Annotated in this window: 23 protein-coding genes and 2 tRNA genes; 14 read left to right on the top strand and 11 right to left on the bottom strand. The window is 54.9% G+C overall.

The genetic code is table 11. The annotated features are described in order from the left end of the window. From HYW18_03055 to HYW18_03105, 11 genes are all read left to right on the top strand, one after another. Nucleotides 1-306 (top strand): hypothetical protein, encoded by a 306-nt coding sequence (locus HYW18_03055; protein ID MBI2485099.1) that lies wholly within the window; start codon nt 1-3, stop codon nt 304-306. Then, the gene (locus tag HYW18_03060; GenBank protein ID MBI2485100.1) at nt 303-692 is read left to right on the top strand and encodes a hypothetical protein; all 390 of its coding nucleotides are present in this window, start codon (nt 303-305) and stop codon (nt 690-692) included. The genes HYW18_03055 and HYW18_03060 overlap by 4 nt, the downstream gene beginning before the upstream one ends. Before the next feature lie 65 nt (nt 693-757). Beyond that, a complete protein-coding gene (locus tag HYW18_03065; GenBank protein MBI2485101.1) occupies nt 758-1,810 on the top strand; it encodes a rod shape-determining protein in 1,053 nt (350 codons plus the stop codon). Nucleotides 1,811-1,812: 2 nt separating this feature from the next. After that, complete coding sequence (locus tag HYW18_03070) at nt 1,813-2,574, top strand: hypothetical protein (protein MBI2485102.1); 762 nt, start codon at nt 1,813-1,815, stop codon at nt 2,572-2,574. Beyond that, nucleotides 2,571-3,071, top strand: a complete 501-nt coding sequence (locus HYW18_03075) for a hypothetical protein (GenBank protein ID MBI2485103.1) — start codon at nt 2,571-2,573, stop codon at nt 3,069-3,071. Before HYW18_03070 ends, HYW18_03075 begins: the two co-directional genes overlap by 4 nt. Beyond that, nucleotides 3,068-5,017, top strand: a complete 1,950-nt coding sequence (gene mrdA, locus HYW18_03080; protein MBI2485104.1) for a penicillin-binding protein 2 — start codon at nt 3,068-3,070, stop codon at nt 5,015-5,017. Before HYW18_03075 ends, mrdA begins: the two co-directional genes overlap by 4 nt. A gap of 48 nt (nt 5,018-5,065) precedes the next feature. After that, complete coding sequence (greA, locus tag HYW18_03085) at nt 5,066-5,521, top strand: transcription elongation factor GreA (GenBank protein MBI2485105.1); 456 nt, start codon at nt 5,066-5,068, stop codon at nt 5,519-5,521. A 22-nt stretch (nt 5,522-5,543) separates the two neighbouring features. After that, nucleotides 5,544-5,945, top strand: coding sequence for an adenylyltransferase/cytidyltransferase family protein (locus HYW18_03090; GenBank protein MBI2485106.1), 402 nt, complete (start codon nt 5,544-5,546; stop codon nt 5,943-5,945). Continuing rightward, on the top strand, nt 5,942-7,213 hold the full coding sequence (gene serS, locus HYW18_03095) for a serine--tRNA ligase (GenBank protein MBI2485107.1): 1,272 nt from the start codon (nt 5,942-5,944) through the stop codon (nt 7,211-7,213). Before HYW18_03090 ends, serS begins: the two co-directional genes overlap by 4 nt. A 2-nt stretch (nt 7,214-7,215) precedes the next feature. Further along, nucleotides 7,216-8,355, top strand: a complete 1,140-nt coding sequence (gene alr, locus HYW18_03100; GenBank protein ID MBI2485108.1) for an alanine racemase — start codon at nt 7,216-7,218, stop codon at nt 8,353-8,355. 1 nt (nt 8,356) lies between these two features. Next, complete coding sequence (locus HYW18_03105; protein ID MBI2485109.1) at nt 8,357-9,196, top strand: hypothetical protein; 840 nt, start codon at nt 8,357-8,359, stop codon at nt 9,194-9,196. 89 nt (nt 9,197-9,285) lie between these two features. Here the strand turns inward: HYW18_03105 and HYW18_03110 are convergent, their stop codons facing one another. Genes HYW18_03110 through HYW18_03125 form a run of 4 tightly spaced genes read right to left on the bottom strand, consistent with a single transcriptional unit; the run spans nt 9,286 to nt 13,118 of the window. Then, nucleotides 9,286-9,681 (bottom strand): hypothetical protein, encoded by a 396-nt coding sequence (locus tag HYW18_03110; GenBank protein ID MBI2485110.1) that lies wholly within the window; start codon nt 9,679-9,681, stop codon nt 9,286-9,288. A 13-nt stretch (nt 9,682-9,694) separates the two neighbouring features. Beyond that, nucleotides 9,695-10,894 carry a peptidoglycan DD-metalloendopeptidase family protein gene (locus HYW18_03115; GenBank protein ID MBI2485111.1) on the bottom strand — a complete coding sequence of 400 codons (1,200 nt, stop codon included), beginning with the start codon at nt 10,892-10,894 and terminating at the stop codon, nt 9,695-9,697. After that, nucleotides 10,891-12,357 (bottom strand): glutamate--tRNA ligase, encoded by a 1,467-nt coding sequence (locus HYW18_03120; GenBank protein ID MBI2485112.1) that lies wholly within the window; start codon nt 12,355-12,357, stop codon nt 10,891-10,893. The genes HYW18_03115 and HYW18_03120 overlap by 4 nt, the downstream gene beginning before the upstream one ends. Beyond that, nucleotides 12,354-13,118, bottom strand: coding sequence for a WecB/TagA/CpsF family glycosyltransferase (locus HYW18_03125; GenBank protein MBI2485113.1), 765 nt, complete (start codon nt 13,116-13,118; stop codon nt 12,354-12,356). The genes HYW18_03120 and HYW18_03125 overlap by 4 nt, the downstream gene beginning before the upstream one ends. Before the next feature lie 92 nt (nt 13,119-13,210). On the opposite strand from HYW18_03125, the gene clpB reads away from it, so the two are divergent. Then, the gene (gene clpB, locus HYW18_03130; GenBank protein ID MBI2485114.1) at nt 13,211-15,841 is read left to right on the top strand and encodes an ATP-dependent chaperone ClpB; all 2,631 of its coding nucleotides are present in this window, start codon (nt 13,211-13,213) and stop codon (nt 15,839-15,841) included. A gap of 52 nt (nt 15,842-15,893) precedes the next feature. On the opposite strand, the gene HYW18_03135 is transcribed toward clpB, so the two are convergent. The 5 genes from HYW18_03135 to HYW18_03155 all read right to left on the bottom strand — a co-directional run bounded on the left by HYW18_03135 (nt 15,894) and on the right by HYW18_03155 (nt 22,129). Beyond that, nucleotides 15,894-16,901 carry a hypothetical protein gene (locus HYW18_03135; GenBank protein ID MBI2485115.1) on the bottom strand — a complete coding sequence of 336 codons (1,008 nt, stop codon included), beginning with the start codon at nt 16,899-16,901 and terminating at the stop codon, nt 15,894-15,896. A 187-nt stretch (nt 16,902-17,088) separates the two neighbouring features. Continuing rightward, on the bottom strand, nt 17,089-18,081 hold the full coding sequence (locus tag HYW18_03140) for an FAD binding domain-containing protein (protein MBI2485116.1): 993 nt from the start codon (nt 18,079-18,081) through the stop codon (nt 17,089-17,091). Between the two features lies 1 nt (nt 18,082). Further along, on the bottom strand, nt 18,083-20,728 hold the full coding sequence (locus HYW18_03145; protein ID MBI2485117.1) for a molybdopterin-dependent oxidoreductase: 2,646 nt from the start codon (nt 20,726-20,728) through the stop codon (nt 18,083-18,085). Nucleotides 20,729-20,798: 70 nt separating this feature from the next. Beyond that, nucleotides 20,799-21,551 (bottom strand): PD-(D/E)XK nuclease family protein, encoded by a 753-nt coding sequence (locus HYW18_03150; protein MBI2485118.1) that lies wholly within the window; start codon nt 21,549-21,551, stop codon nt 20,799-20,801. Nucleotides 21,552-21,553: 2 nt separating this feature from the next. Beyond that, on the bottom strand, nt 21,554-22,129 hold the full coding sequence (locus HYW18_03155; protein MBI2485119.1) for a uracil-DNA glycosylase: 576 nt from the start codon (nt 22,127-22,129) through the stop codon (nt 21,554-21,556). Nucleotides 22,130-22,208: 79 nt separating this feature from the next. Here HYW18_03155 and HYW18_03160 point away from each other — a divergent pair. Both HYW18_03160 and HYW18_03165 read left to right on the top strand, forming a co-directional pair. After that, nucleotides 22,209-22,284 (top strand) — tRNA-Pro (locus HYW18_03160). An 18-nt stretch (nt 22,285-22,302) separates the two neighbouring features. Beyond that, nucleotides 22,303-22,378, top strand: a tRNA-Pro gene (locus HYW18_03165). A gap of 32 nt (nt 22,379-22,410) precedes the next feature. Here HYW18_03165 and HYW18_03170 read toward each other — a convergent pair. Together HYW18_03170 and HYW18_03175 are read right to left on the bottom strand one after the other, a co-directional pair. Beyond that, the gene (locus tag HYW18_03170; protein MBI2485120.1) at nt 22,411-23,523 is read right to left on the bottom strand and encodes a hypothetical protein; all 1,113 of its coding nucleotides are present in this window, start codon (nt 23,521-23,523) and stop codon (nt 22,411-22,413) included. Between the two features lie 6 nt (nt 23,524-23,529). After that, a complete protein-coding gene (locus HYW18_03175) occupies nt 23,530-24,099 on the bottom strand; it encodes a superoxide dismutase (protein ID MBI2485121.1) in 570 nt (189 codons plus the stop codon).

Genomic DNA, 24,099 nt, shown 5'->3' on the forward strand with positions numbered 1-24,099 from the left:
ATGCTCTCCCTCTCAAACCTTCTTACGCCTGCCCTCCGTCGCGCAGGGATTGAGCGCGCCGTTCTCGCTGCACAGGTTGTTTCTGCCACGGAAGAGTGGCTCACGGTCATGCTCCCGGAAGCAACACGTAATTCCGCGAAAGCGATCTCCGTGTACGATGAGACGATCCATATTGCGTGCACCAATCGCGCCGTGGGCCAATTTTTAGAGGGGAGGTACAAACTTTTAGAAGCTCACGTAGTGCGCGCTGTCCCTAAAATGAGCGTGCGCGCATTGCGCACACGGATTGTCGCTTTTCTCCCATGACAACACACTTTTTCTTTCTCTTGACCGGCATAAGTACCGCGCTTTTGTGGATGGTGTGGATTCTTCTTCTTTGGCGGACGAATCCGGTGTTTGCGACGTGGACGGACCTTATCCTGGTCTTTGCAATTTTTTGGGTTGCCGTTACGGGAACGCTTGCTATCATTTCGCTCTGGGTTCGTGTACGTCTTCGTCCTTCGGTGCTCCTTATCCACCACGTAGGTATTTCGTTTCGTCAATCTGTGTTGATCGGGGGGCTTCTTACTGTTTCGCTGGTTCTCTTGGCCCACCAGCTTCTTGTCGTTTGGAGCGTTCTTGGCCTCCTTGTGCTTATCGGACTCATTGAGTGGTTCTTCCAACGCCGGCGTTTAGGGCAGCAAAAAACTTGAACACCAAAACTGTTCAGGTTTTGCCTTGAGCTTGTAGCGGGCATGCGCTACCATAGACCGCGCGTATGCTCAATCAATTTTTCGGTCGGTTCTCCCACGATCTTGGTATCGATCTCGGGACGTCTAATACTCGCGTTTTTGTGCGTGAGAAGGGGATTGTGATTGACGAACCTTCTGTCGTGGCCGTCAATACGCGAACGAATCAAATTTTGGCCGTAGGACGAGATGCGGAGGACATGCTTGGGAAGACGCCTCCACATGTGCAAACAACACGCCCGCTGCAGAAGGGACTTATTTCGGACTTTGAGGTGACGGAAAAAATGCTCAAATTTTTTATTGACCGCGTGCACAAGGAATCATTTACGCTTATTCCTCGTCCGCGCGTGGTGATGAGTGTGCCGCTTGATATTACGGAAGTGGAGCGCAAAGCAGTGGAAGATGCCGCAGCCTCTGCCGGAGCTCGTGAGGTGCATTTGGTGGAGTGCCCTATTGTCTCTGCGCTTGGCGCGCGTCTTCCGATTTCCGAATCTGTGGGGACGATGCTTGTGGACATCGGTGGCGGCAAGACGGAGATTTCCGTGCTGTCCCTTGCCGGTATTGTGACCTGGAAGTCTATCCCTGTGGCTGGTGAGGAGATGAACAAAAATATTACGCACTACGCACGGGATGTTTTCAGCATGATGCTTGGCGAACGTGTTGCGGAGCGCATTAAAATGAGAATCGGCAGTGCTATCGAGCTCGAGGAACCGCTTGAGATGGAAATGCGCGGGCGCGATATGATTACAGGGCTTCCTAAAGAGATTATCGTGACGGACGGGCAAATCCGTGAGGCACTGGCCCGTTCTGTACAAACTATCCTGGAGCAAATCAAAGCCGCCCTTGAGGTCACGCCGCCGGAACTTGTGGCTGATATTTATGAGCGCGGAATTGTTCTGTGCGGTGGCGGCTCACTCCTGCGCGGGCTTGATCGTCTGATTTCCCGCTCCGCCTCGATTCCTGTGCGTGTCGCGGAAGATCCTCTCACCACGGCAGTGCGCGGCGCCGGGCGTCTCCTTGAACAGGATGCTCTTCTTGCCGATGTGACGTTGCCCTCTGCAAGCGCTTCGTCTATCGTCTAGCTATGCCCTGGAGGAAAGAAGGACAACGGTGGAAGGGGATAGGGCCGTTTGCCCTGTTTTTTCTGGTCGTCCTTTTTCTTCTTGGCTGGAACCCTCTTCATACCGCGTGGTCGGCCCTTCAGCGCATAGGCGTGTCGATCTTGCGCTTAGGATCCTTTGCAGATGAAACATCGCGGGTAGAATCCCAACTCCAATCCTGTGCCGAAGATCTCGCGGAACTGCGCAGCCGTGTACCGCGCGAAGAAGAGCGCGCGCTTTTTACAAGTGAGACAGTTGTGGGGGGGTGGGGAAGCGTGCTTGGGTCTGTTATTGCGCGTTCCCTCATGGATGGCCGCTCCATTATTCTGGTAAACCGTGGAGAGGCCGATGGCGTGCAAGACGGCGCGGCGGTTGTTGCGGGTGACCGTATTCTTATCGGTACCGTCGAGGATGTTCGCGCACATACGTCCGTCGTGCGTCTCGTCTCGGACCATCGCAGCCGTATTTCTTCAAAGACCGTCACTTCACAACTTGCGGGAGTGAGCGAGGGTGCACGCGGATCCTTACTCAATCTCACCTTCATTCCAAAAGAAGTTCCTCTTGCACTCGACGATCTTATTCTTACCGCTGGTCTTGAAGGAACAATCCCCGCCGACCTTGTTATTGGAACGATTACGGATATGACACAAGATGACACGGCCGCCTTCGGATCCGCATCTATTGAACCGCTGCTCGACTCACGTCTCATCTCGCTTGTGCGTATCTTCATTCCCCCGGCTTTATGAGTCGCGTACTTATTTACGCGGTTATCTTCCTTGCTCTGCTTTCCTTTGAGGTTGGGTTTTTAAACACTCTTCCGTGGCCGTGGAGTCTTACCCCGCTCATCCCGATCGTCTCTGTATGGATCTATCATACGTGGCACAGCCCGCTCGGGATTTGGTTTCTCCTCGCCTGGGGATTTGCCATGGAGTGGCTTAACCTTTTCCCGTGGTTTTCGCCGCTTGTTGTGAGCGTGGTTATTGGGCTTGGCGTTTTGCTTTGGGTCGAGCGGCTCTTCAGCCATCGCTCGCTGTGGGGGCTTTTTGCCGTGTCCCTTTTGAGTATGGGTTCTTGGGCACTCGTGGAGGGTCTTTTCCGCCTTTTTAATGCCTCAACCGTTCCCGATGTCGCGCTCTTTGGTTTTGCAGAAAACATGCTTCTGCGGACACTCATGGCGCTGATGGTTTCTGTCCTTCTGTTCTTTTTTGAGGAGCGCATCCGCCGTCTGGGTCTACGCCTATGAGCGCGCTTTTTCGTTTTGGATCACACGGCGGAGGGGCCGACGTTGTGCGTCAAGAGGCGTTTGCGCTGTCTCCGGATGTTCTCTGCGATACGCATGGAGCTTCTCTTGCGCCGCGAGCGTTTGGTCTTCGGCAGTACCTATTTGCACTTGTGCTTGTGGGGGTAGCGTGTGCCGTTTTGCTTGGGCGGGCCGCCTATCTGCAAGTTTTTCGCGGAGCGAGTTTCCGCGTTGTAGCCGAAGAAAACCGCACGCGACTCATCGTCTTTCCGGCGGAGCGTGGCGTGATTTATTCTGCCGACAAAACACTCCTTGCGCGCAACGAACCTTCCTTCACGCTTTTCGTCACGCCCGATGACCTTCCGGAGGACCTTGAGGAGAGGCGTCGAGTGATTGAAGAGGCAGCAGGGATGGTCAGCATTGCGCCACCGGAGATTGAATTTGCTTTGGCAGAGTTTCCCGACGCGGCAGGCGAGGCCATCCCGGTGACAGGAGAGATTACCTATGAACGAGCGGTTCGCTTTCTTGTGGCCGAGGAGCGCCTCCCCGGCCTTTCCATGCGCATGGAGACGCGGCGCGCCTATGCGACATCGGCACTTCGGTCGCTTTCGCATGTGCTTGGGTACACGGGTTTCATTTCGCAAGAGGAGTATACAACGCGGCGGTCACAGGGGTATCGGCGCGTGGACCGTGTCGGAAAAACAGGGGTGGAAGCGACGTATGAGGAGGCTTTGCACGGAGTGCATGGGGCACGTGTGGTGGAGGTGGATGCGCGCGGAAATGAGACGCGATTGATTCGTTTTGAGCCCGCACAAAATGGCAGCAACCTTTCTCTCTCGATTGACGCAGGACTTACGGGATTTATCGAGAATCGTTTAGAAGAGTTTTTCCGTCGAAGCGGCCTCAATCGCGCGTCGGTGATTGCGCTTGATCCTCGGGACGGCGCGGTGCGAGCACTTGTCTCGCTTCCAAGTTATGACAACAACCTTTTCTCGGGGCGCGTCTCGCCGGATATGTATAACGAGCTTTCCCTTGATCCAGACCATCCGCTTTTTTCTCGCGCGGTATCAGGGGAATTTCCCCCTGGTTCAACATTCAAGCCGACCGTGGCTGCGGTGGCGCTTTATGACGGAGTGATTGACGAGCGCACAAGTTTTCTTTCCACCGGCGGAGTGCGTATTGGGGAATGGTTTTTCCCGGATTGGAAGGCCGGCGGTCATGGGGTGACAGATGTGCGCAAAGCTCTTGCCGAATCCGTCAACACATTCTTCTATGCGGTGGGCGGGGGGCTTGGGGAATTTCGTGGACTAGGGATTGAGCGATTGAGGGAAGCGGTACGCGCGTTTGGGTTTGGGCAGACGCTTCAAGCGGATCTCCCCGGGGAGGCAGAGGGGTTCTTACCAAGCAAAACGTGGAAAGAATCTGCAAAGGGAGAGCGGTGGTATATTGGAGACACGTATCACGCGGCCATCGGACAGGGAGACGTTCTTGTGACGCCGCTTCAGATGGCAGTTGCCACAGCGACGATTGCCAACGGCGGGGTGCGTTATGCGCCGCACGTGGTATCTTCGTTAGAACGCGACGGCGTAGAGACCTCCGTGGAGCCAGCGGTAGTGGAACGCCTTGCGGGATACGAAGAAGCGCTGCGCGTTGTTCGAGAGGGGATGCGTCAAGCGGTGACAGTAGGGAGCGCCAGAATGCTTGAAAGCTTGCCTGTGGCTGTTGCCGCAAAGACAGGCACGGCACAGACGCCGGGTGACAAGCCAACGCATGCGTGGTTTACGTCGTTTGGACCCTATGAGGCGCCGGAGCTTGTTGTAACGGTACTTATTGAGGAGGGCGGAGAAGGTTCTGCTGTTGCAGCCCCTCTTGCCCGCGATATTTACGCCTGGTGGTCCGCCAACCGCGGGTTTTCAAATGATCTTGACGATATTTTCGAGAGACGATAGATTATGGTTATTCTCGTGGACATCCACGAGTCCCTGTTTTAAAAGCCTATGGCCACCTACCTTAGCCAAGAAAAACTTGATGAGATGAAAAAGGAGCTCGAGCATCGCTCGCGCGTGCAGAGAAAGGAAATTGCCGAGCGTATTGCGTCGGCAAAAGAACTCGGCGATCTTTCCGAGAATTTTGAATACCACGAAGCGAAGGAGCAGCAGGCGCAGAACGAGTCGCGTGTCGTTCAGCTTCAAGATATGATTCGCGACGTCGTGCTTGTAGAGGAAAAATCTGGCGGAGATCGGATTGGACTCGGCAGCCGTTTTGTTGTCTCAAGAGAGAAAACCGAAAAGACATTCGAAATTGTTGGGGCGAACGAAGCGAATCCTGTAGAGGGAAAGATCAGTAATGAATCGCCTATTGGGCACGCGTTTATGGGTAAAAGGGTAGGGGAGAACGTCACCATAGACATCCCCTCCGGAAACGTCTCCTATACCATCGTGAAGATTCTTTAATACCCGCGGGGGCCTCCTCCTTATGGCCGAAACTGTGGTAGTATTTGGAACGTTCGATGGTCTCCATGAGGGGCATCGGGCGTTCTTTCGTGAGGCCAAAGCGTGCGCCGACCGGCTCGTGGTCGTGGTTGCGCGAGACGTCACTGTCCAGCTCCTCAAGGGCCGGCCGGTACGGTATTCTGAACAAACGCGAATGGAGATGGTGAGGCGCGAGCCGGCAGTGGATGAGGTGCGGCTCGGAGACGCGGTGCTTGGCTCCTACGCTGTCCTTAAAGAGGTTCACCCGCGTGTCGTAGCCGTTGGGTACGACCAAGACACTCTTCTGGAAGATCTCACGCGGTGGAAAGAAACGCACATGCCCGACATCCGGCTTGTGAGACTGTCGGCCTATAAACCAGAACAGTACAAATCTTCTCTTCTATGATTGACATTGCTCTTATCCGAAAAGACCCAGCGCGCATCGCGGAGGTCGCACAGCAAAAAGGGGTTGCGGTAGACGTAGACCGCCTTCTGCATTTGGATGCGGAGCGCCGTGAGTTGGAAGGCGGAATCGCCGAGTGTAATCGTCTGCGTAAAGAGGCCGCGGCGGAAAAGAACGTGGCGCGCGGGAAAGAACTTAAGGAGCAGCTTTCACAAAAGGAAAAAGAGTTGAAAGAAATTGAGCCGGAACTCCAAGCGCTTTTACTTTCTATTCCGAATCTTCCCTCTGATGATACGCCGATTGGTTCGGATGAGTCCGCAAATGTGGTTCTCCGTACGGTGGGAGAGCCCAGGGCGCTCTCGTTTAAACCGAAAGATCATATGGAGCTTGGGATATCGCTTGGACTTATTGATACCGCGCGCGCCGCGGATATTTCGGGAACACGTTTTGGTTACCTTTTTGGTGATGCCGTCCTCTTACAGTTTGCACTTATGAGGTTTGCTTTTGAGACGCTGACGAACCAAAGAGCGCTTGCGGACATCATCGCAAAGGCGGGGCTATCTGTTCTGGCAACACCGTTTACTCCCGTTGTGCCGCCCGTGTTTATCAAGCCGGAAGTGTTTCAAAAAATGGGGCGGCTCGAGCCAAAGGAGGAACGGTACTATATTCCTTCAGACAATCAGTTTTTAATCGGGAGTGCAGAGCATACACTCGGACCTCTGCACATGGATGAAACAATTCCTGTCGAAAAACTTCCTCTTCGTTACGTGGGATACTCGACAAGTTTTCGTCGTGAAGCGGGGTCGTATGGAAAGGATACGCACGGCATTTTACGCGTGCACCAATTCGACAAAGTAGAGATGGAATCGTTTACGGCACCCGGGGATGGACTTGCCGAGCAAGATTTTTTTGTTGCGATTCAAGAGCATCTCGTGACCTCTCTTGGCCTGCCGTACCGCGTCATTCTGTGCTCAACCGGAGATCAAGGCACACCGGATGCGCGGCATCTCGATGTAGAGGTATGGATGCCTGGGGAAGGGAAGTACCGTGAGACGCATTCAGCCGACTACATGACGGATTACCAAGCGCGACGGCTCGGTACACGCGTAAAGGATGGTGGAGGAATGACGTATGCGCATATGAATGATGCTACGGTTTTTGCTATCGGCCGCATGCTCATCGCCATCTTGGAGAATGGCCAGCAGGAAGATGGGCGAGTGCGTGTGCCAGACGCGCTTCAGAAATTTGTGGGCAAGGAGGTTATTGGGTAGACATGCATGCGTATCGCACATGGATAGAAGTGAGTTCGTCGGCGCTCGCGCACAATGTCCGGGCGCTCTCGTCTTGTTTATCGCCTGATGTCCAGATGATTGCGATTGTAAAGGCAGATGCCTATGGGCACGGGTTGAGAGAAGTCGCAGGACTGCTTTGGCGGGAAGGGGTGCGCGTGTTTGGAGTGGATTCTCTTGAAGAAGCTCTTGTTGTGCGCGAATGCCTTCCTCAAGCAACCGTTATCATTTTAGGATTCGTTCCAGACAGCTCTCTTCCTCTTGTTGTCTCCCATCACCTTCACATCGGTATGTATGATCTTGAGCAAGTTCGTTTGCTCGAGGAGGCTGCGGCGGGAGCGGAGGAGTCTGTCTCTGTGCATATAAAAATTGAAACGGGGACAGCTCGACAGGGAATTTTTCCTGAAGACATCTCCACGTGGATGGATGCGCTTGCCCTCTGCCCCCATGTACGTGTGGCAGGGATGTACACGCATCTGGCTCGTGCGGAGGAGATCGGGCACCCGATGACACAAAGGCAAGTCGACGTGCTTTACGCGACAGTGGGGAAGGTGGCGGATCGATTGCCAAACCTCTTGTTTGTTCACGCGGCCTCGGCAGCCGCCGTTCTGGCATTTCCCCATGCGCACGGCACGGCGGTGCGCCCTGGCCTTAGTCTTTACGGCTATTGGCCAGAAGAAACATTTGAGCAGTCCGTGCGACTCAAACATCCGTCGCTCACTCTCACGCCCGCTTTGAGTTGGTACTCTCGCATTGCCCAGGTGAAAGATTATCCGGCGGGCACGCCTGTAGGTTACGGGGGTTCAGAGGTGTTGAATCGGCCCACGCGCCTTGCGGTGGTTCCGGTTGGATACTACGATGGGTATGACCGACGGCTCTCCTCGAAGGGAGAAGTTTTGGTGCGTGGAGAGCGATGTCGTGTCATTGGACGCGTGTGCATGAACATGATGATGGTGGATGCCTCCCGTGTGCCTTCGCCTGTCCGCGGAGAGAATGTGACTTTGCTTGGGACGAGTGGAGCGCATAAAGTCTGGGCTGATGAACTTGCCAAACGTTCCGGCACCATCACGTGGGAAATCCTCGCGCGGCTCTCCTCGCACCTCCCACGGCTCATCGTGCCTTAGTATGCAAAGGCGAAACTTTCTCCACCGTCTTGGGCGAAAAAAGTGGGCGTCGTCGCCTTACAAGAATCCGTATTTTGATGCCAGTGCCCCGCTTGGTTCACGCTTCTCGTTTCAGAGGATGCTCACAGTCGGACTCTGGCTCGTGCTGTTTGTCGCACTCTTTCTTGGCCTTTTTTGGACGCCGATTCTTCGCGTAGACGAGGTTCGTGTCTCTGGCGTGCGCTATATTGACGAAGCAACCGTACAGGCGCGTGTAGAGGAAGCGCTTTCCGGCGCGTACGTGTGGATTATTCCTCGCAACCACCGTTTTTTTCTTCCTCTCGAACGTATCCGCGAAAGTCTCGGCGAAGCATTTTTGTTAAACACAGTGGATCTTCGTTCAACGGGGAGGGCTCTTGATGTCGTCATTTCGGAAAAACTTTCTCGTGCCCTTTGGCGCGTCGGGCCGGCTTCCTACATCATGGACGAGCACGGCGTGATTGTCGGTGAACAAGGTCTTGAACCGCTCCCGCTTGTGTCCATCGTGGACGTGAGAGAGGAGGCCGTTTCTGTTGGACAGCGAGTTTTGTCAGAAGAGGAAAGCATAAATCTTCTTGAGCTCGTTTCTGTGCTTGGCGAGAGGGGAGTGGCCATCTCAGAGATCCTCTACGACAAGGATCAACCCTACTTCGTCCAGATTGTCGTTCCACCCGGATACAAAGTCATTGTAGACCCAGCCACACCGTTAGCGGAGCAGTTAGATCGATACACAACGGTTCTGCGGACAGATTCACGTGACCCAAGTGTCTACGAATATATAGACGTGCGATTTGGTAACAGAGTGTACGTAAAGGATCGTTAGGCCATTGGAGGGTCGTCTAATATGCATTGTACGACCCTAGATATTTCTCTTTACGCTTGTTTTTAGATACTCCCCCATCTCACGTATTCTTAAAACAACAGCGGTGACTCAACGAGTTTACGTATGACAAGCAGAAAAATTCCAAGTACGAGTCCCCCGAGTGATCCGAGGACAGCAACCGAGATGGCGTTTGGCATCTTGATGGATTCCTTAATGAATCCCCCACTCACGTACAAGATGATGATGAGGGGAAACCCGGTAAGCGTGATGCCCAAAATCCGTATAGGCCACCAGGAGACCAGCATGCTTGCTCCGAGAAATAAGAGGCCGGCAGCGATGGTGAAGCCAAGATATTTAAGGACGACGCCAAAACGTGGCACCTGCCAGACGGCGTCACGCATGAAGAAAAACAGCATGACAATGAGCGTGAGGAGCGACGCGCCAATAATGAAGTACGCGACGGCTAAGTAGAGAGTTTCGGGCATAGGATACGTTCTGTTATGGAGCCGCAATGAGCGGCCACGGGTCAATGGGGATTCCCCCTTTGCGAATCTCAAAGTGGAGGTGCGGGCCTGTTGAGAGGCCGGCTCCGCGTGTCCCGCGCGCGCCACCGGATTTAGCGATCACTTGCCCGCGTGAAACGAATTGGTCAGCGACGACTTCAAAACCGGACAGATGCGCATAGAGCGTTGCCATACCGTCCGTGTGGATGATCATAAGGTAATTCCCATAGAGTCTTCCCTGCCGCGTCCACGCCACAACACCCGGCGCGGCTGCATACACGTCACTTCCTTGCGGAGTGGCAATATCCAGACCGGAGTGCTCAAACAGACGTCTAAAGGGATAGGACGGGTCGCGGAATGTGGTTGTGATACGACGGGACGATATCGGGAGAGGCCAGCTGAACTTGCCTCCAAGCTCGCCGCCATCTTGACCGCGCAAACGCGCTTCGATATCGTCCTGCAGACTGGCAATCTCACGCTCGATGGCATTTTGCTCGCGCGCAAGCTCCGCAATGAGTCCCTGGTATTCGGATTCGGAATCGCGCGTTGCTGTGATGAGAGACTGCTTTGCTATCTCTTCGCGCGCCAAACTCCCCTTTTGCACGTCAAGGTCTTCCGCAAGTTTCTGTGCCTGTCCCAATCGTTCTTCCCGCTCCTCTTTGTAGGATTCTGTCTCGCTTGTCAGTGTTTTTGTCTCTTCGAGCGTCTCTGCAAGACGGCGATTAAGTTCTTCGTAGTGCCGTACGCGCTCAAAAAATTCAGAGAACGTCTTTGTCTGCACGAGGAGAAAAAGCCGGCTTTGCTTGTCCGACGCTTGAATAGCTCGTAGAGTCGCACGGAGCGATGCCTTCTCTCCTTCCCCGCGTTCTCGTAAAAGTTCAATCTCTTCTTCAATCAACGTAAGCTCGTCCGTGAGAGTGGATTTTTTCAATTCCGTTGCCTCAATGTCAAGCTCAATTTTTGCCAACCGGTTTTCAAGCACAGCCATTTGAGTCTCTAATGTCCGCGCATGCTTTTGAATGGTCGTGAGTTCTTTTTCCAGCGCCTCAATACGTTCGTTCACGCCAGAAAGATTCTCGCGCTTTTCGCGAATAGCGTTCTCGATAACCGTGATGTCCTCCGTCTGCGCAAAAACTCCCTTCGTGAACACAAGGGAGAGAACCATCGAGGCAAAAAAGACTCGGTAAAGTATCATGCAAGGCGCTTACGGGCTTCTTCAAGCCGATAGAGCGTCTCTAGTTTACCAAAAACCCAGGCAAGTTCATACGGGCTTGGGGATTGCGCTTTGCCGGAAAGGGCAACACGCATAGGCCAGAGCACTCCCCCGCGGTCAAGCTGGTTTGCCGCAAGATACGTCTGCACGTTATTCTCAAGAGCCAACACTTCGGAAAATATCTCATCCGCAACTGTGGAAAGATGTTCAACGAGTCTTCCGAGTTGTGCAACAGCGTCCTCACGTGTGGACTTCCTCCACACAAGAAGGCCGGGATCGTAGTCCAGCGGTTCAAGATACGGCCCGAGACGTCCTGGCAATTCGGCAAGGGTTGTTGCCCGTTCGCGCTCGACTGTCAGCGCACGCAAAAGGACAGGATTTTGAAAGTCCAGTGTTTCCGAAAAAGGGTGTACGGCGCGCGCGAGTTCCTCGATATTAAGGTGGCGGAGATAGTGGGCGTTCACCCAGTCGAGTTTTTCATAGTTCACAACGGCGCCGGCGCGGTTTACCCGCGAGAGATCAAACAGAGCGGTAAGTTCTTCTGTGGAGTAAATCTCTTGATCTGATTTTGGATTGAATCCAAGCGTGGCGACAAAGTTATTCAAAGCCGCGGGAAGATACCCGCGTTTCAAGTAATCCTCCACCGCCACGTCTCCTTGTCGTTTGGAGAGTTTTGTTCGATCGGCATTTAATAAATTCGGTAAGTGGGCAAACGTCGGGGCCTCCCACCCAAGAGCCGCGTAGAGCATGATTTGCTTAGGTGTGGAAGAAATCCAGTCCTCTCCTCGCAGGACATGCGAAATCTCCATGAAGTGATCATCCACGACTACCGCAAGATGGTAGGTTGGGAAACCATCGGATTTTAAGAGAACTTGGTCGTCCACGTCGGCGTTGGGAAATTTCATGGCGCCGTAGACGACGTCCTCAAAAATTGTCTCACCATCGGGGACCAGAAGGCGGATGACATACGACTCCCCCGCTCCCGCGCGACGGTCAGATTCTTCTTTTGAGAGGTGTAGGCATGTGCGATCGTATTTTGTCATGCGCTTTGCCAGCGTTTGCTCTCGCCGCATGGTCTCTAGTCGTTCGGCGGAACAAAAACACCGATACGCCGAGCCCACGCGCAACAGTTCTTCCGCCCACTGTTTGTAGGTATCAAGCCGTTTTGATTGGATGTATGGTCCAAAAGATCCTTTCTCTGCGATGTCTCCCTTGTCGTCGAGGACCGGTCCCTCGTCGTAGGAAATTCCCATCACGTCAAGCGTGCGGATAAGCGCTTCGGTTGCTCCGGGGATGTAGCGCTCGCGATCGGTGTCTTCGATGCGGAAAACGAGCGATCCCTGATGTTGGCGCGCAAAAAAATAGGCGTAGAGTGCAGTGCGGAGTCCGCCAATGTGCAGATAGCCCGTGGGAGAAGGAGCAAAACGTGTGCGAACCGGTTTCATATGGATCGCAGTGTACTTCGAATGACAAGGATTGGAAAGAGAATAACCGCGTGATAGATGCGCCGGAAACGTCGTGGTTCGCAGAGGAGTCGGTACATCCACTCAAGTCCAAACGCGCGCATCCAACGTGGGGCGCGCGTTTGGCGGCCCGAGAGGAATTCCAGAGCTCCGCCGATACCGATACCGACACGCACAGAAGAAAAACTTTTCAGATGCTCCGCGAGCCACCGCTCTTGTTTGCCATGCCCGAGAGAGACAGCAAGAATATGCGGCTGCCATTCATGGATTGTACGAATAATCTCCTCTCCACCCGACCATACTTCCCCATCCATCGTTATAGGTCCGCCACCCACACCGCGCGCAAGGAGCCCAGGATACATTCGGGCGAGATTTTCCGCAGCACGAGGTGCATCCTCATTATGCATCCCACCGACAAGCAGAAGTCGCTTTCCCCCCCGTGCTGATTGACGAGCAAGAGTGTGGAGCGCATCAACACCTGAAAAGCGTACAAGCTTCTTTCCCAGTAAAAATGCGGCGAGGACAAGACCAAAACCGTCTACCAACCGGAGGTCGGCAGAATTCAACACCTTGCGGAAATGTGGATCTTTTTCGGCCAAAACTAACATTTCCGGGTTTGGCGTGACGACAAGCGCGGCTTTCGTCCCCTGGAGAAACCCAAAGAGGCGCCCACCCACTTCTTGACGAGTTATAGACTCGAGCCCTACGCCAAGAAGAGCCACAGATTGTTCATTTATCCCCATAGGAGCCAGAAAATAATACCAGAATTGCTATAATTTCACTATATTTGACGCGGTACAATTAGCACTCTATACTTTCGAGTGCTAAAACGTTTATGCTCCCAAACAATTTTACCCACAAGTCGCAAGAAGCTATTCAGCAAGCGCATATGCTGGCACAGGAAAATGGTCAGCCAGCCATAGAGCCGATTCACCTTTTGGCCTCCCTCCTCCGTCAGGACGATGGTGTGGTCGTCTCTCTTTTCCAAAAATTGGAGGTGGTGATCTCTGCCCTGCGTGCCGATATTGATGAGATTCTCGATTCCCTTCCCCGCCAACGTGGTCCGCGGCCCAATGTGCTGGGGCAGGTGTATCTTTCCCAGGAAATGGCCAATGTCTTTGGCGCAGCGGCAGAGTTTGCAAAACAATTCAATGATGACTTCATTTCTACCGAGCACCTGTTGCTTGGGCTGCTGCGTGACAAAAACGTGGGAAGTTTTCTTGCAAAGTATAACGTGAATGAAGAGGCCGTGATGCGCGCGCTCAAAGATATTCGCGGGTCGCAGCGCGTGGATACACAAGAGCCTGAATCTCGTTACCAAGCGCTTGAAAAGTATTCGCGTAACTTAACGGAAGAAGCGCGTAAAGGGCGTTTGGATCCTGTGATTGGGCGCGATACAGAAATTCGCCGCGTCATGCAAGTACTTTCGCGCCGCAAGAAGAACAACCCTGTGTTAATCGGCGAGGCGGGCGTGGGAAAGACCGCCATCATGGAAGGACTTGCCCAGCGTATTGTGGACAGTGACGTCCCAGAGCTTCTCAAAAACAAAGAGGTCGTCTCGCTTGATCTCGGCGCTCTTGTGGCGGGGACAAAGTATCGTGGAGAGTTCGAGGACCGGCTCAAAGCTGTTCTTAAGGAGATTCACCAATCAGGTGACCGTTTCATTTTATTTATTGATGAATTGCACACCGTTGTGGGTGCGGGAACGTCGGAAGGCGGCACGCTGGACGCCTCCAATATGCTGAAACCTGCGCTGGCGCGCGGGGAGCTTCGTGCGGTGGGGGCAACAACGCTCAAGGAGTATCAAAAATATATCGAGAAGGATCCGGCGCTTGAACGGCGATTCCAGCCGGTGTTTGTCGACGAACCGGATGCGGAAGATACGATTGCAATTCTGCGTGGTATCAAAGAAAAGTACGAGGTGCACCACGGAGTGCGCATTACGGACCCTGCGCTGGTGTCGGCGGTAGAGTTGTCGGTGCGCTACATTTCTGATCGCCAACTGCCGGATAAAGCGGTGGATTTGATTGATGAAGCCGCCGCGAGTTTGCGCATGCAGATTGATTCGATGCCAGAAGAGCTCGATAGCATGAAGCGCGATCTTATGCGACTTGAAATTGAAGCGAAGGCTCTCGAAAGCGAGAAAGACAAGGTGTCTACCGCGCGGCGGAAAGAGATTGAACGGCTGCTTGGCGATTTGCGCGAGAAGGTCATGGGTCTTGAAGCGCGGTGGCAAAATGAGAAAGAAAAAATTACAGACATTCACCGTATTAAGGAAGACACGGAAAAACTCAAATTGAAAGCCGAAATTGCCGAGCGTCAACAGAATCTCGAAGAGGTTGCGCGCATTCGTTATTCAGAGATTCCAGCAAAGGAGAAAGATTTGCAGAAAGCCGGACGCGCGCTGCGAGAACTTCAAAAAGACCGCGGTATTCTGAAGGAGGAGGTCACCGAGGAAGATATTGCCGTCGTTGTTTCACGGTGGACGAATATTCCGGTGGCGAAAATGCTTGAATCAGAACGGGCGAAGCTTGTGCGCATGGAAGAGGAGATCAAGAAACGTGTGGTTGGACAGGATGATGCCATTGTGGCCGTCTCGAATGCCCTTCGCCGTTCACGCGCAGGCGTCGCCGAAGAAAATCGGCCGATCGGCTCCTTCATTTTTATGGGGCCGACAGGGGTGGGAAAGACGGAGTTGGCGCGGGCGCTTGCGGAATTCATGTTTAACGACGAGGACGCACTCATCCGGCTTGATATGAGCGAGTACATGGAGAAGCATGCCACAAGTAAGATGCTCGGTTCCCCGCCGGGGTATGTCGGTTACGAGGAAGGTGGACAGCTGACCGAGATTATTCGTCGCCGGCCATACGCGGTCGTGTTATTCGATGAGATAGAGAAGGCGCACCCAGATACGTTTAACGTTCTCCTGCAGATTCTCGATGACGGGCGACTTACGGATGCGAAAGGGCGTAAAGTAAATTTCAAGAATACGATTGTCATCATGACATCCAACATCGGGTCAGACCTGATCCTTTCTTCTGGCGCGCGCGGTGCTATTGGATTTACGGCGAGCGAAGGAGCGGCAGGAGAACGCCAGGAAATACATACACGCTTGCAGGAGATGCTGCGTGATCATTTCCGACCGGAGTTTTTGAATCGCATTGACGACACGATTGTCTTCGATCCTCTTCAACAGGCGGACCTCAGTCACATTGTGGAACTTCAGCTCGCTCGCGTAGCGAAGCGTTTACATGAGCACCACGACTTGACGCTCGATGTTTCCGATTCAGCGAAGAAAGTGTTGACGCAGCACGGGTTTGATCCGAAATACGGGGCGAGACCGCTCAAGCGCGCTATACAGACATACCTTCTCAACCCCCTCGCAAAAGAGATTCTTGCGGGCGACATCAAAGACGGCAGTAAGGTTCGTGTGAGTGCAAAGAACGGAACATTATTGTTTACCTAAACGAAAGAGAGCCCGGAGGCTCTCAAGAGAGAAGGAACGAGTTTGCAGCGAGCTACTTGCTCACTGCCTTGTCCACGGAAAGGACGAGCCGCGAATCGGCTCCGAGCTCGAAGGAGCTGTCGGCGGTGATGGGCATCACCCGTCCGTTCATCGACCCCATGGCGAGGTAGCCCTGGGCGGTGAGCTCTGCGAGAAGCTCGGGCCGGACGTGGTATGTGCCGGGCGAGACGATCCAGTAGCCGGCGAGGGCGCTGTTGGACTCGACTGGATTGCCCGCGGCGTTGTAGAGGGGGTTGTTGGCGGCATCGCGTGCCTGCGACCGTCGCTCGAAGACGATCTGCTCGGACGCGAATTCGAGCAGGTGCTCGTCCGGATCGCCGAAGGCTGGTGTCACAACTTCGACCACCGGCATTTCGTGCAAGACCACCTCCAACACGTTCTCCATGCCGATCTTGAGGGTGGAGCTGTCGAGCTCGCCCCAGTAGATGGAGCGGCCGATGGGGCTCGTGCGCAGAACGATGGTTCCCACACCGGCGTAGGTCTGGAAGCGGATCCGGTTCGAGTACTCCTCGGCTTCCTCGGCGAACTTACGGCCTTCCATCTGGTATTGGTCGCCGCTGTACACCAGGGCGACTTCCCATGTGCTGAGGGAGTCCGTCGTGACTTCCACGGTTGCGCTCCCGGCGCTCACCGTCACGTTGGCGCGGCACCAGTCGGCGAAACCTGCCTTCTGGAACTTGTCGCTGAGTTCGTTGCAGGCGAGTTCGCCGCTGCTCAACTGGTAGACCAGCGGAAGGTTGCGGCGGACCATGTAGGCGCCTTCCAGCGTGGCAAGACTTCGCCGACGGATGACCTCCTCGGCCCAGGTCAGATTCCCCACCTCGCCGGAAGGCTTCTCGGTCACGAGACGCGCCACGACCGTGGCCTTGGTGGGGTCGTCCACCTGCACCGTCGACGTGGTGGTGCCGGACTCCGGCTCGGCGGCGAAGGCACTCCCGGCGAAGAGCGTGACGCTGGTGATGACGAAGGCGCAGAGCGCCGACAGACTGTGGCTAGACATGTACGTTCCTCCGTATGTCCGGTTTTCCCTCCCGTGGATCCAGTATACCCACGTTCAGGACCAGGAAACATAGGGCAATTTTTCAGAAATGTCAATGTTCAGCCCCTCACATGCCCAAAAATCAGGAGCTTAGCTCCTGATTTTTGGTAAACGAAAGAGAGCCCGGGGGCTCTCGAGGGAGAAAGGACTAGTTTTTACGGGCCAGGTCCATGAGGGCACGGCGGACCTCGACCTCTGCTTTTGTCGCGCGCCACGTTTGGAAGGATAGATCGCCGTGGACGTTGGTCATGGGCTTTGTGGCCCGACCGACCTTTGCCGCGATCTCGCACGCGACCTCTTCGGTCATCTCACGTCCCACGGGCAGTTCGAGTACGCGCGGCTGTGGCCGCACCGAGGAGATGACGATATTCACCCGTTCGCACACAGTGCTCTGGAACCATGCTCCGATCGAGAGCGTCATGGTCGAGAAGCTGATGGCGAGACGTGGAGAGACCTTCACGAACGCCCCACGGAACCCTCTGACTGGGCGCGGCACGCGAATGTTGCGAATGAACGTTTCGGACGGAAGAGCAAGGTGGCCCGGGAAGAAGCCGCTTGAAGTGAGGGCATCTGCCAGGCGTACGTCACGGATCCCCTTGTGTGTGTGGATTTCGAGGCTGGCACCGTAGAGAAGGAGCGGACCCACCGTGTCGCCCGAACGAGCGGCAACGCAGGCTGTCTGGCTCCCCGTGACGTGGCATGTATTCCCGTCCTTCTTGAGGCAGCCGCCAAGCGCTGCTCGCCACAAGGAATCCTTGTTGTACCAGTCGCAGCGCGTATCCAGAGCGATGTTGCCGCCGATCGTGCCGGCACTCCTGTGCTGTGGTGCGCCGACCAGCCCTGCGCTCTTCGCGAGCAGAGGAAGTCGGTCAGTTAACCACCACTCCACTTCTGCCAGTGTCGTGAGCGCGCCAATGGAAATGAAGGGCTGACGCGGGTCGTCCGTGGTGCCGCGGAAGCCTCGGATTTCCTCGAGACTCACGAAGGTCGGCGCCTCCCCGTAGAGGCCGTACTTTGCGTTGTAGAGAACGTCGGTGCCGCCCGCCACGAGGATGGATCCCGGATGCTCCTGCCGTATGGCAAGGAGAGTGGGGATCGACTGGGGCGTAAGACACCGAGTGCCTAACGGAAGCGGGAGCATGCTACGTCTCTCCCTTCTTGCGGATGGCGGCGAGAACACGTGCGCCCGTGAAGGGCATGTCGCTTGCCACTGCGCCGCCGGTGGCGTGCAGGATGGCGTTTCCGATGGCGGGCGGCACGGGAAGGAGCGGCCCCTCCCCCGCTTCCTTTGCCCCATGCGGACTCATGGGGTCGTGGGTTTCGATGATGAACGATTCAACCTCTGGAGCATCGAGTGCCGTAGCGATGCCATGCAGAAGAAGGTTGGGCTGCTCCAGGAGTCCCCGCGTGCCATATGTCATGCACTCGAAGCGCGCCTCGGAGTCACCCATGGACACGGATCCCTGGATCTGTCCGTGGACGGCCGAAGGGTTGATGGGCTTTCCACAATCGTGTGCTGCCCAGACGCGCTCGACCCGCACTTCCCCCGTCTCGTTGTCCACGTGCACAAGAGCCACGACGGCCGTCATGCTATACGTGGGTGAGGCGCCGATGGTGTTGCCGCGGTAGTCGTGCCCATGCGCTTTCACTGGAATGGTGAAGTAGGTGCCTGTGCATGACGGCGTGCGCGCTCCGCGGTCGAGTTCACGCCGGATTTCACGCGCGGCGTTTACCGCTGCCGTGCCGAGCATGAATGCGCACCGCGAGGAGTAGGCACCGAGGTCCACTGGACCCAGGGCCGTATCTCCGGTAGTGACGGTGATCCGTTTGCGAGCGATGCCGGTCTCTGCCTCTGCGAGGAGGATCAGCATCATCTCGAGTCCTTGGCCGATGTCGTTTGCCTGGGTGCAGATGTAGAGCCGTCCGTCCTCCGCCACCGTCATGGTGACGTTAGACTGTGCATCGTCGCGCTGGCCCAAGATGGCGCCTGCCGTGCCCGAGATGTAGGCGCCCACGGCACAGCCGAGACCAAAGCCGGAGGGAAGCTCGTGGCGATCTTTCCAGCCGCTTGCTTCCTCCACCACACGCAGACACTCGAGGATACCAGAACTTGGCACGTGGAAGCCGTTCACCATCTCCTCGCCAGCAGCGATGGCGCCGCGCCGGCGAACCAGGATCGGATCCAAGCCGAGCTTGGAGGCCGCCATGTCGAGAAGCGTCTCGAAGGCGAACCGCGGTTGGGGTGTGCCGTGCCCTCGCTTGGGACCTTGCGGCGGCTTGTTCGTGTAGATGCGCCGCGAACGAGCGCGGTAGGCGCCGATCTTGATGGGCGCACCGAGGAGCTGAAGCAGGTAGTAGACCGTGATGGGACCGAACGAGGCGAAGGCTCCGCCGTCGAGCAGGATGTCTGACTCCACGCCCAGCACTCGACCACCTGCGTCCATGGCAAGACGCATCTGAATGCTCGTGGTGTGTCGTCCACGGTGGAAGGTGAAGACCTCCTCGCGCGTGTACTGCATCTTTATGGGCCTCTCCGTGACCTGCGCCAGCTTGGCCGCGCACAAGTCGATTTCGGAGATGTCGGAGTCCCCGCCGAATGCCCCGCCCTTTTTGAGCTGGGTCACGCGGACGTTTTCCTCTGCGACACCCAGCACGTGCGCCAGAGCAACCTGTAGGTAATGACTCACCTGTGTGCCAGAGTAGACGTGCAGCTTTTCCCCCGACCAGACAGCGATGACGGCGTGCGTCTCGAGCGCGGCGTGGTTGGAGCCGGGGTACGTGAATGTCCCCTCGACGACCACAGCAGCGTCTCGAAACGCCCCCTCCACATCACCGAAGTCCGGCAATTCGACTTCCTTGTACACGTTGTCCGCCCTTGGCGTTCCCTTGCGAGGATCCACCGCATGGACAAGCGGGGCACCAGCCGCAAGCGCGTCCTTCATGGTAAGCACGGCGGGCAAAGGCTCGTAGCTCACATGGATGGCCGCGCATGCACGAAGCGCCGTCTGTTCATCCACGGCTGCGACAGCCGCGACGGCCTGGCCCACGTAGAAGACCTCGTGCTGCGCGAGCGCATGCTCGTCGGCTGCCCAGGGAATGATCCCGTAGGACACCAGCAAGTCCTTGCCCGTGATGACCGCAAAGACGCCTGGCATGGCCTGTGCGTCCTTCGTATCCACCGACAGGATCCGCGCGTGCGCATGAGGCGAACGCAGAACCTTGCCTACCAACATGCCGGGCAGGTGGACGTCGTCCGTGTATCCGGCCGATCCATTGGCCCTCTCCTGCGCGTCGAACTTCACGATCGCATCACCGGGTGCCTCGCGCATTCCTGCGGCAACCTCTACAGCGTCGAAGATGGGGTTGTACCCCGTGCAGCGGCAGAGGTTTCCCGAAAGCGCGCGCTTGATGGCCGGGCGCGTGGGGCGCGTGTCACGACGCAGAAGCGCCAACCCCGACATCACCATGCCGGGCGTGCACGCGCCACATTGCGTTCCCTGACACGTACCCATTGCTGTCTGCAGGGCGTGGCCGCGCGGATCGCGGAACGCTCCCTCGATTGTCTCGACCGAATGTCCCTCGGTCTGGCGAGCCAACGTGAGGCACGACAGCCGCGGCTTGCCGTCTACGAGGACCGTGCACGTTCCGCACGTTCCACTATCGCACCCCTGTTTCGTTCCCGTCTGCCCCGCCTTGCGAAGGAGCTCGAGGAGCGTACGGGAGTCCGCGACATCTTCGAACGTCGCCTGATCTCCATTTAGCGTGAAGATGAGAGGCCGGTTGGCCATGAGATCCTCCGATGCAAAGCCACCGTCAGGATTGACGGTGGCCTATCTTATCCATGCAAATCCTCCCCTGTCAAAGCTCGCCGGACGCTTTAAGGGCGCTTGTATAAAGGCAATAATCACACTCTTTCGATCGGGCTGGCAGGCGGCCATCAAGACATGCTCGCGCGTTGACCAACGCTGACTCTACCCAAGCGGTATTGCCGGTATAGGGAATCACTTTCACGTCGAATTCCAGTTTTCCGTCGAATGCTTTGCGGTCAGTCTTTCCGTTGCAATAGATGAAGTATCCCGTATCAGAAACCACAAAACCATTTTGCCGGAGTAGCCATTGGTAGATTTCCATTTGATTCTTGTAACTCTTCTGCCACTCGGCATCGAGTCCGACCTCGCCATCTTTTGCCGTGGACTTATAATCTACGACAATCAATTTCCCATCTCGTCCAACCCACACGTCGTCTACAGCACCAGTCAGAATAAAATTTGTTGGTTCGTGATGATACTGCACGCCCACAAAATTTTCTCGCCATGCATCCAAGTCATCGTGAGCAAAAGGAACCGCATCGATGCCATAGGTCTCCATGAGAGGGTGTGGAGTGCCAGCCGCCCGATGAAGATCGAATTCTTTTTTAAGGAGAGTGTCTACGGCAGAGTTCAGATTAAAGGGAAACCCGGGCGGGCGATCTACACCAAGCCGGCGATCCACGTAAAAACACCGTGGGCAATTCAAAAAATTTTCGAGCTTTGAGCGCGAGAGCTTGAACGGCTCGGGAGAGGCAGGATCGAAAATGTTTCTTGTCCGGACGCCCTTGTAGTATTGCGACATATCTAGAGAAGACAACCGAGAAGAACTTTTATATCATCAAGAAGGATCGTTTTTTGATGGATATTATAGATGGCGACGGCGGGATGGTAGAGGGGAACGATGGCAAGGTTTCCCCATGGTGCCGAAACGCGAAAGGTTTTTCCGTGCAAGCGACTGATGGAGGCAAGCTCGGCCTCAAGCCCAAAACGGCGCAGGAGGTAGTCCATCGAAAAGCGGCCGAGAGTGGCAAGAACTTTGGGACGGATGATGTCTATTTGTCGCTCGAGAAGTGGGCCATAGAGGGCAATTTCGTCGGGAAATGGGTCGCGATTTTGCGGTGGGCGATCCTTTACGACGTTCGTGATGTAGACCTCCTCGCGTTTGAGGCCGATGGATTCAATGAGTTCGTCTAAAATACGTCCGGCGGCTCCACAGAACGGTCGTCCCGTCGCCGCTTCGTTCCTCCCCGGCGCCTCACCCACAAACATGATCTCAGCATCATGATTTCCCTCGCCCAGGACGGGCAGGACGCCATTTTGTCGCCGCTCATCGGCGAGTGTTGACGAGAGTGCCACCACTTCGTCTCGTATCTGGCGCATGAGATCTTTCTTATCCATACGCGCCTATTCTACTGGTATTGAAACTTTACGCCAATTCCTTTACAATGCCGGGGCATTTCGGGCTATAGCTCAGTAGGTAGAGCGCTACGTTCGGGTCGTAGAGGCCGTGGGTTCGAGTCCCGCTAGCCCGACCAGAGATGCTTATGTCTTGACGGGCCGTGGCGCAGTTGGTAGCGCGCTTGCATGGGGTGCAAGAGGTCGCCAGTTCGAGTCTGGTCGGCCCGACCAAAAAACAGACCGTGAGGTCCGTTTTTGCTTTACTACTCACTGTTTGAATCATCTTCCTCGTCATGTACTTTATGCCTAGCCCAACCATAAAGGGCGAGCGCCGCCGCTTTATTAATTGGTTTTCGGTTGACGTCACCAAAAATAGGGTTTCGGAAGCTTTTCTGTGGTCTTGAAAGAATCGGCCCAGACCCATCATCCATTTGGAGCATAAGGGCGGAATAAATTTTTGACTCCTCAGGAGTCCTTACCAGCATCTTCAAATGTTCATAGCAAATACGTTTAAGTTCTTTATCCTTTAAACGGATAGCGTATTCTGCTAAAAAGAGCCAATCTTCTCGCTGTAGATGATCATGACCGAACTCTGCGAAAGCTACCAACAACTTCTCTAACAAAACACGCTCGACTTTTGTACCCCTTGTACCTTTTGTTTGCTGGCCAGCTTTAGTTGCAATTTTCTCCCTTAAAAACTTCAAAAAGTCTCTGCCAGACATCTGTTTTGAAAGTCTCCGAAGGTGTCCGAGCAAAGGCCTATGATTGTTTGTTTTTCTATTCAGAATTACGTTTACGTGTGCTTTCAGGTACTCTTCATCTTCTGGATTTCCTCCAAGTTCCAAGAATCTCTGAAAATACATATCATCATCGCCCCTTCGCGATGTATTAGCTAGATAGATGCAGTCCTCGAGACTCGTGATATCCGTTATGGGTGTGTTCATGAGCTCTGCACGGTGCTCCTGTAAGCCTGTAGAACCTTTTGTTGGTTCTTTCTGAGTTTTTTCCCACTCAGGTGCAATTTGAGAAAGACGTTTCTCTAAAAGATACGAATATAGGCCGCGTGCTTCAGTTGATCTCGAAAAATCATAAACGTGCAACAATGCCCGGACATTACTCTCGTCTGCCCTATCAAGATGTTTACGAAAGATAGACGTAGCACGACTCTTTAGATCATGGTTACTCAACACGACCTTCATAATATTTTTCAGTGTGTCTGGGTTAAACCAATCTACTCGCTCAATAAGAGCAAGTGCCTCTCTTGGTTTATTTTCGTTTACGAACTGGGTTATAAGTTCTATGATCTGGCGTCGCTGTTCCAGACACAACCTCTCTTCGTCGTTAAGCTCTGCCCAGGATTTCTCATATTTTGCCATAACGAACTATATCATCTTTTCTACCCCCTCCCAATGAATATTATTTAGGAACGCCTCCAGATACGCCGACTTGTTCGTGCCGTATTGCTTCGCGAAGGCGTGCTCCCAACAGTCGAGGGCAAGGAGGATTTCGACGCCGGCGGGGACGTTGTTGGCGTGCTCAAAGACGACATAGTGCTCGAGTGTCTCTTCGCCGCGATTGTTGACGAGAAGCACCCATCCCGGTGTCGCAGAAGCACAGGCCAGGAGATCCTGCTTCCAGGCATCCATCGAGCCGAAACTTTTCACAAGCGCGACCTCAAGAACCGATGGAATGACAGATCCGCTTGGGGTGAGCGCGTCAAAATAGAGTTCGTGCAGCTTCGCGCCGTTCCATGCAACAGATTTTCTGCGTACAAGCTCGCTGTGCGGCGCGTACGAATAATTTCCCTTCTTCTCAACATTTGGAAGCGTCGCGCAAATTTCGTTATACTTTTTTACGTACCCCTCGTAGAGTTTCAGGTGCTCCTCTATGAGATCCGCGTTGAACCCAGGAAGAGAGCCAATAAGATGCTGGTAATTTTTCACGTCGTGCAT

Source organism: Candidatus Uhrbacteria bacterium (genome assembly GCA_016187485.1).
Lineage (GTDB): Bacteria > Patescibacteriota > Patescibacteriia > UBA9934 > UBA10169 > JACPJO01.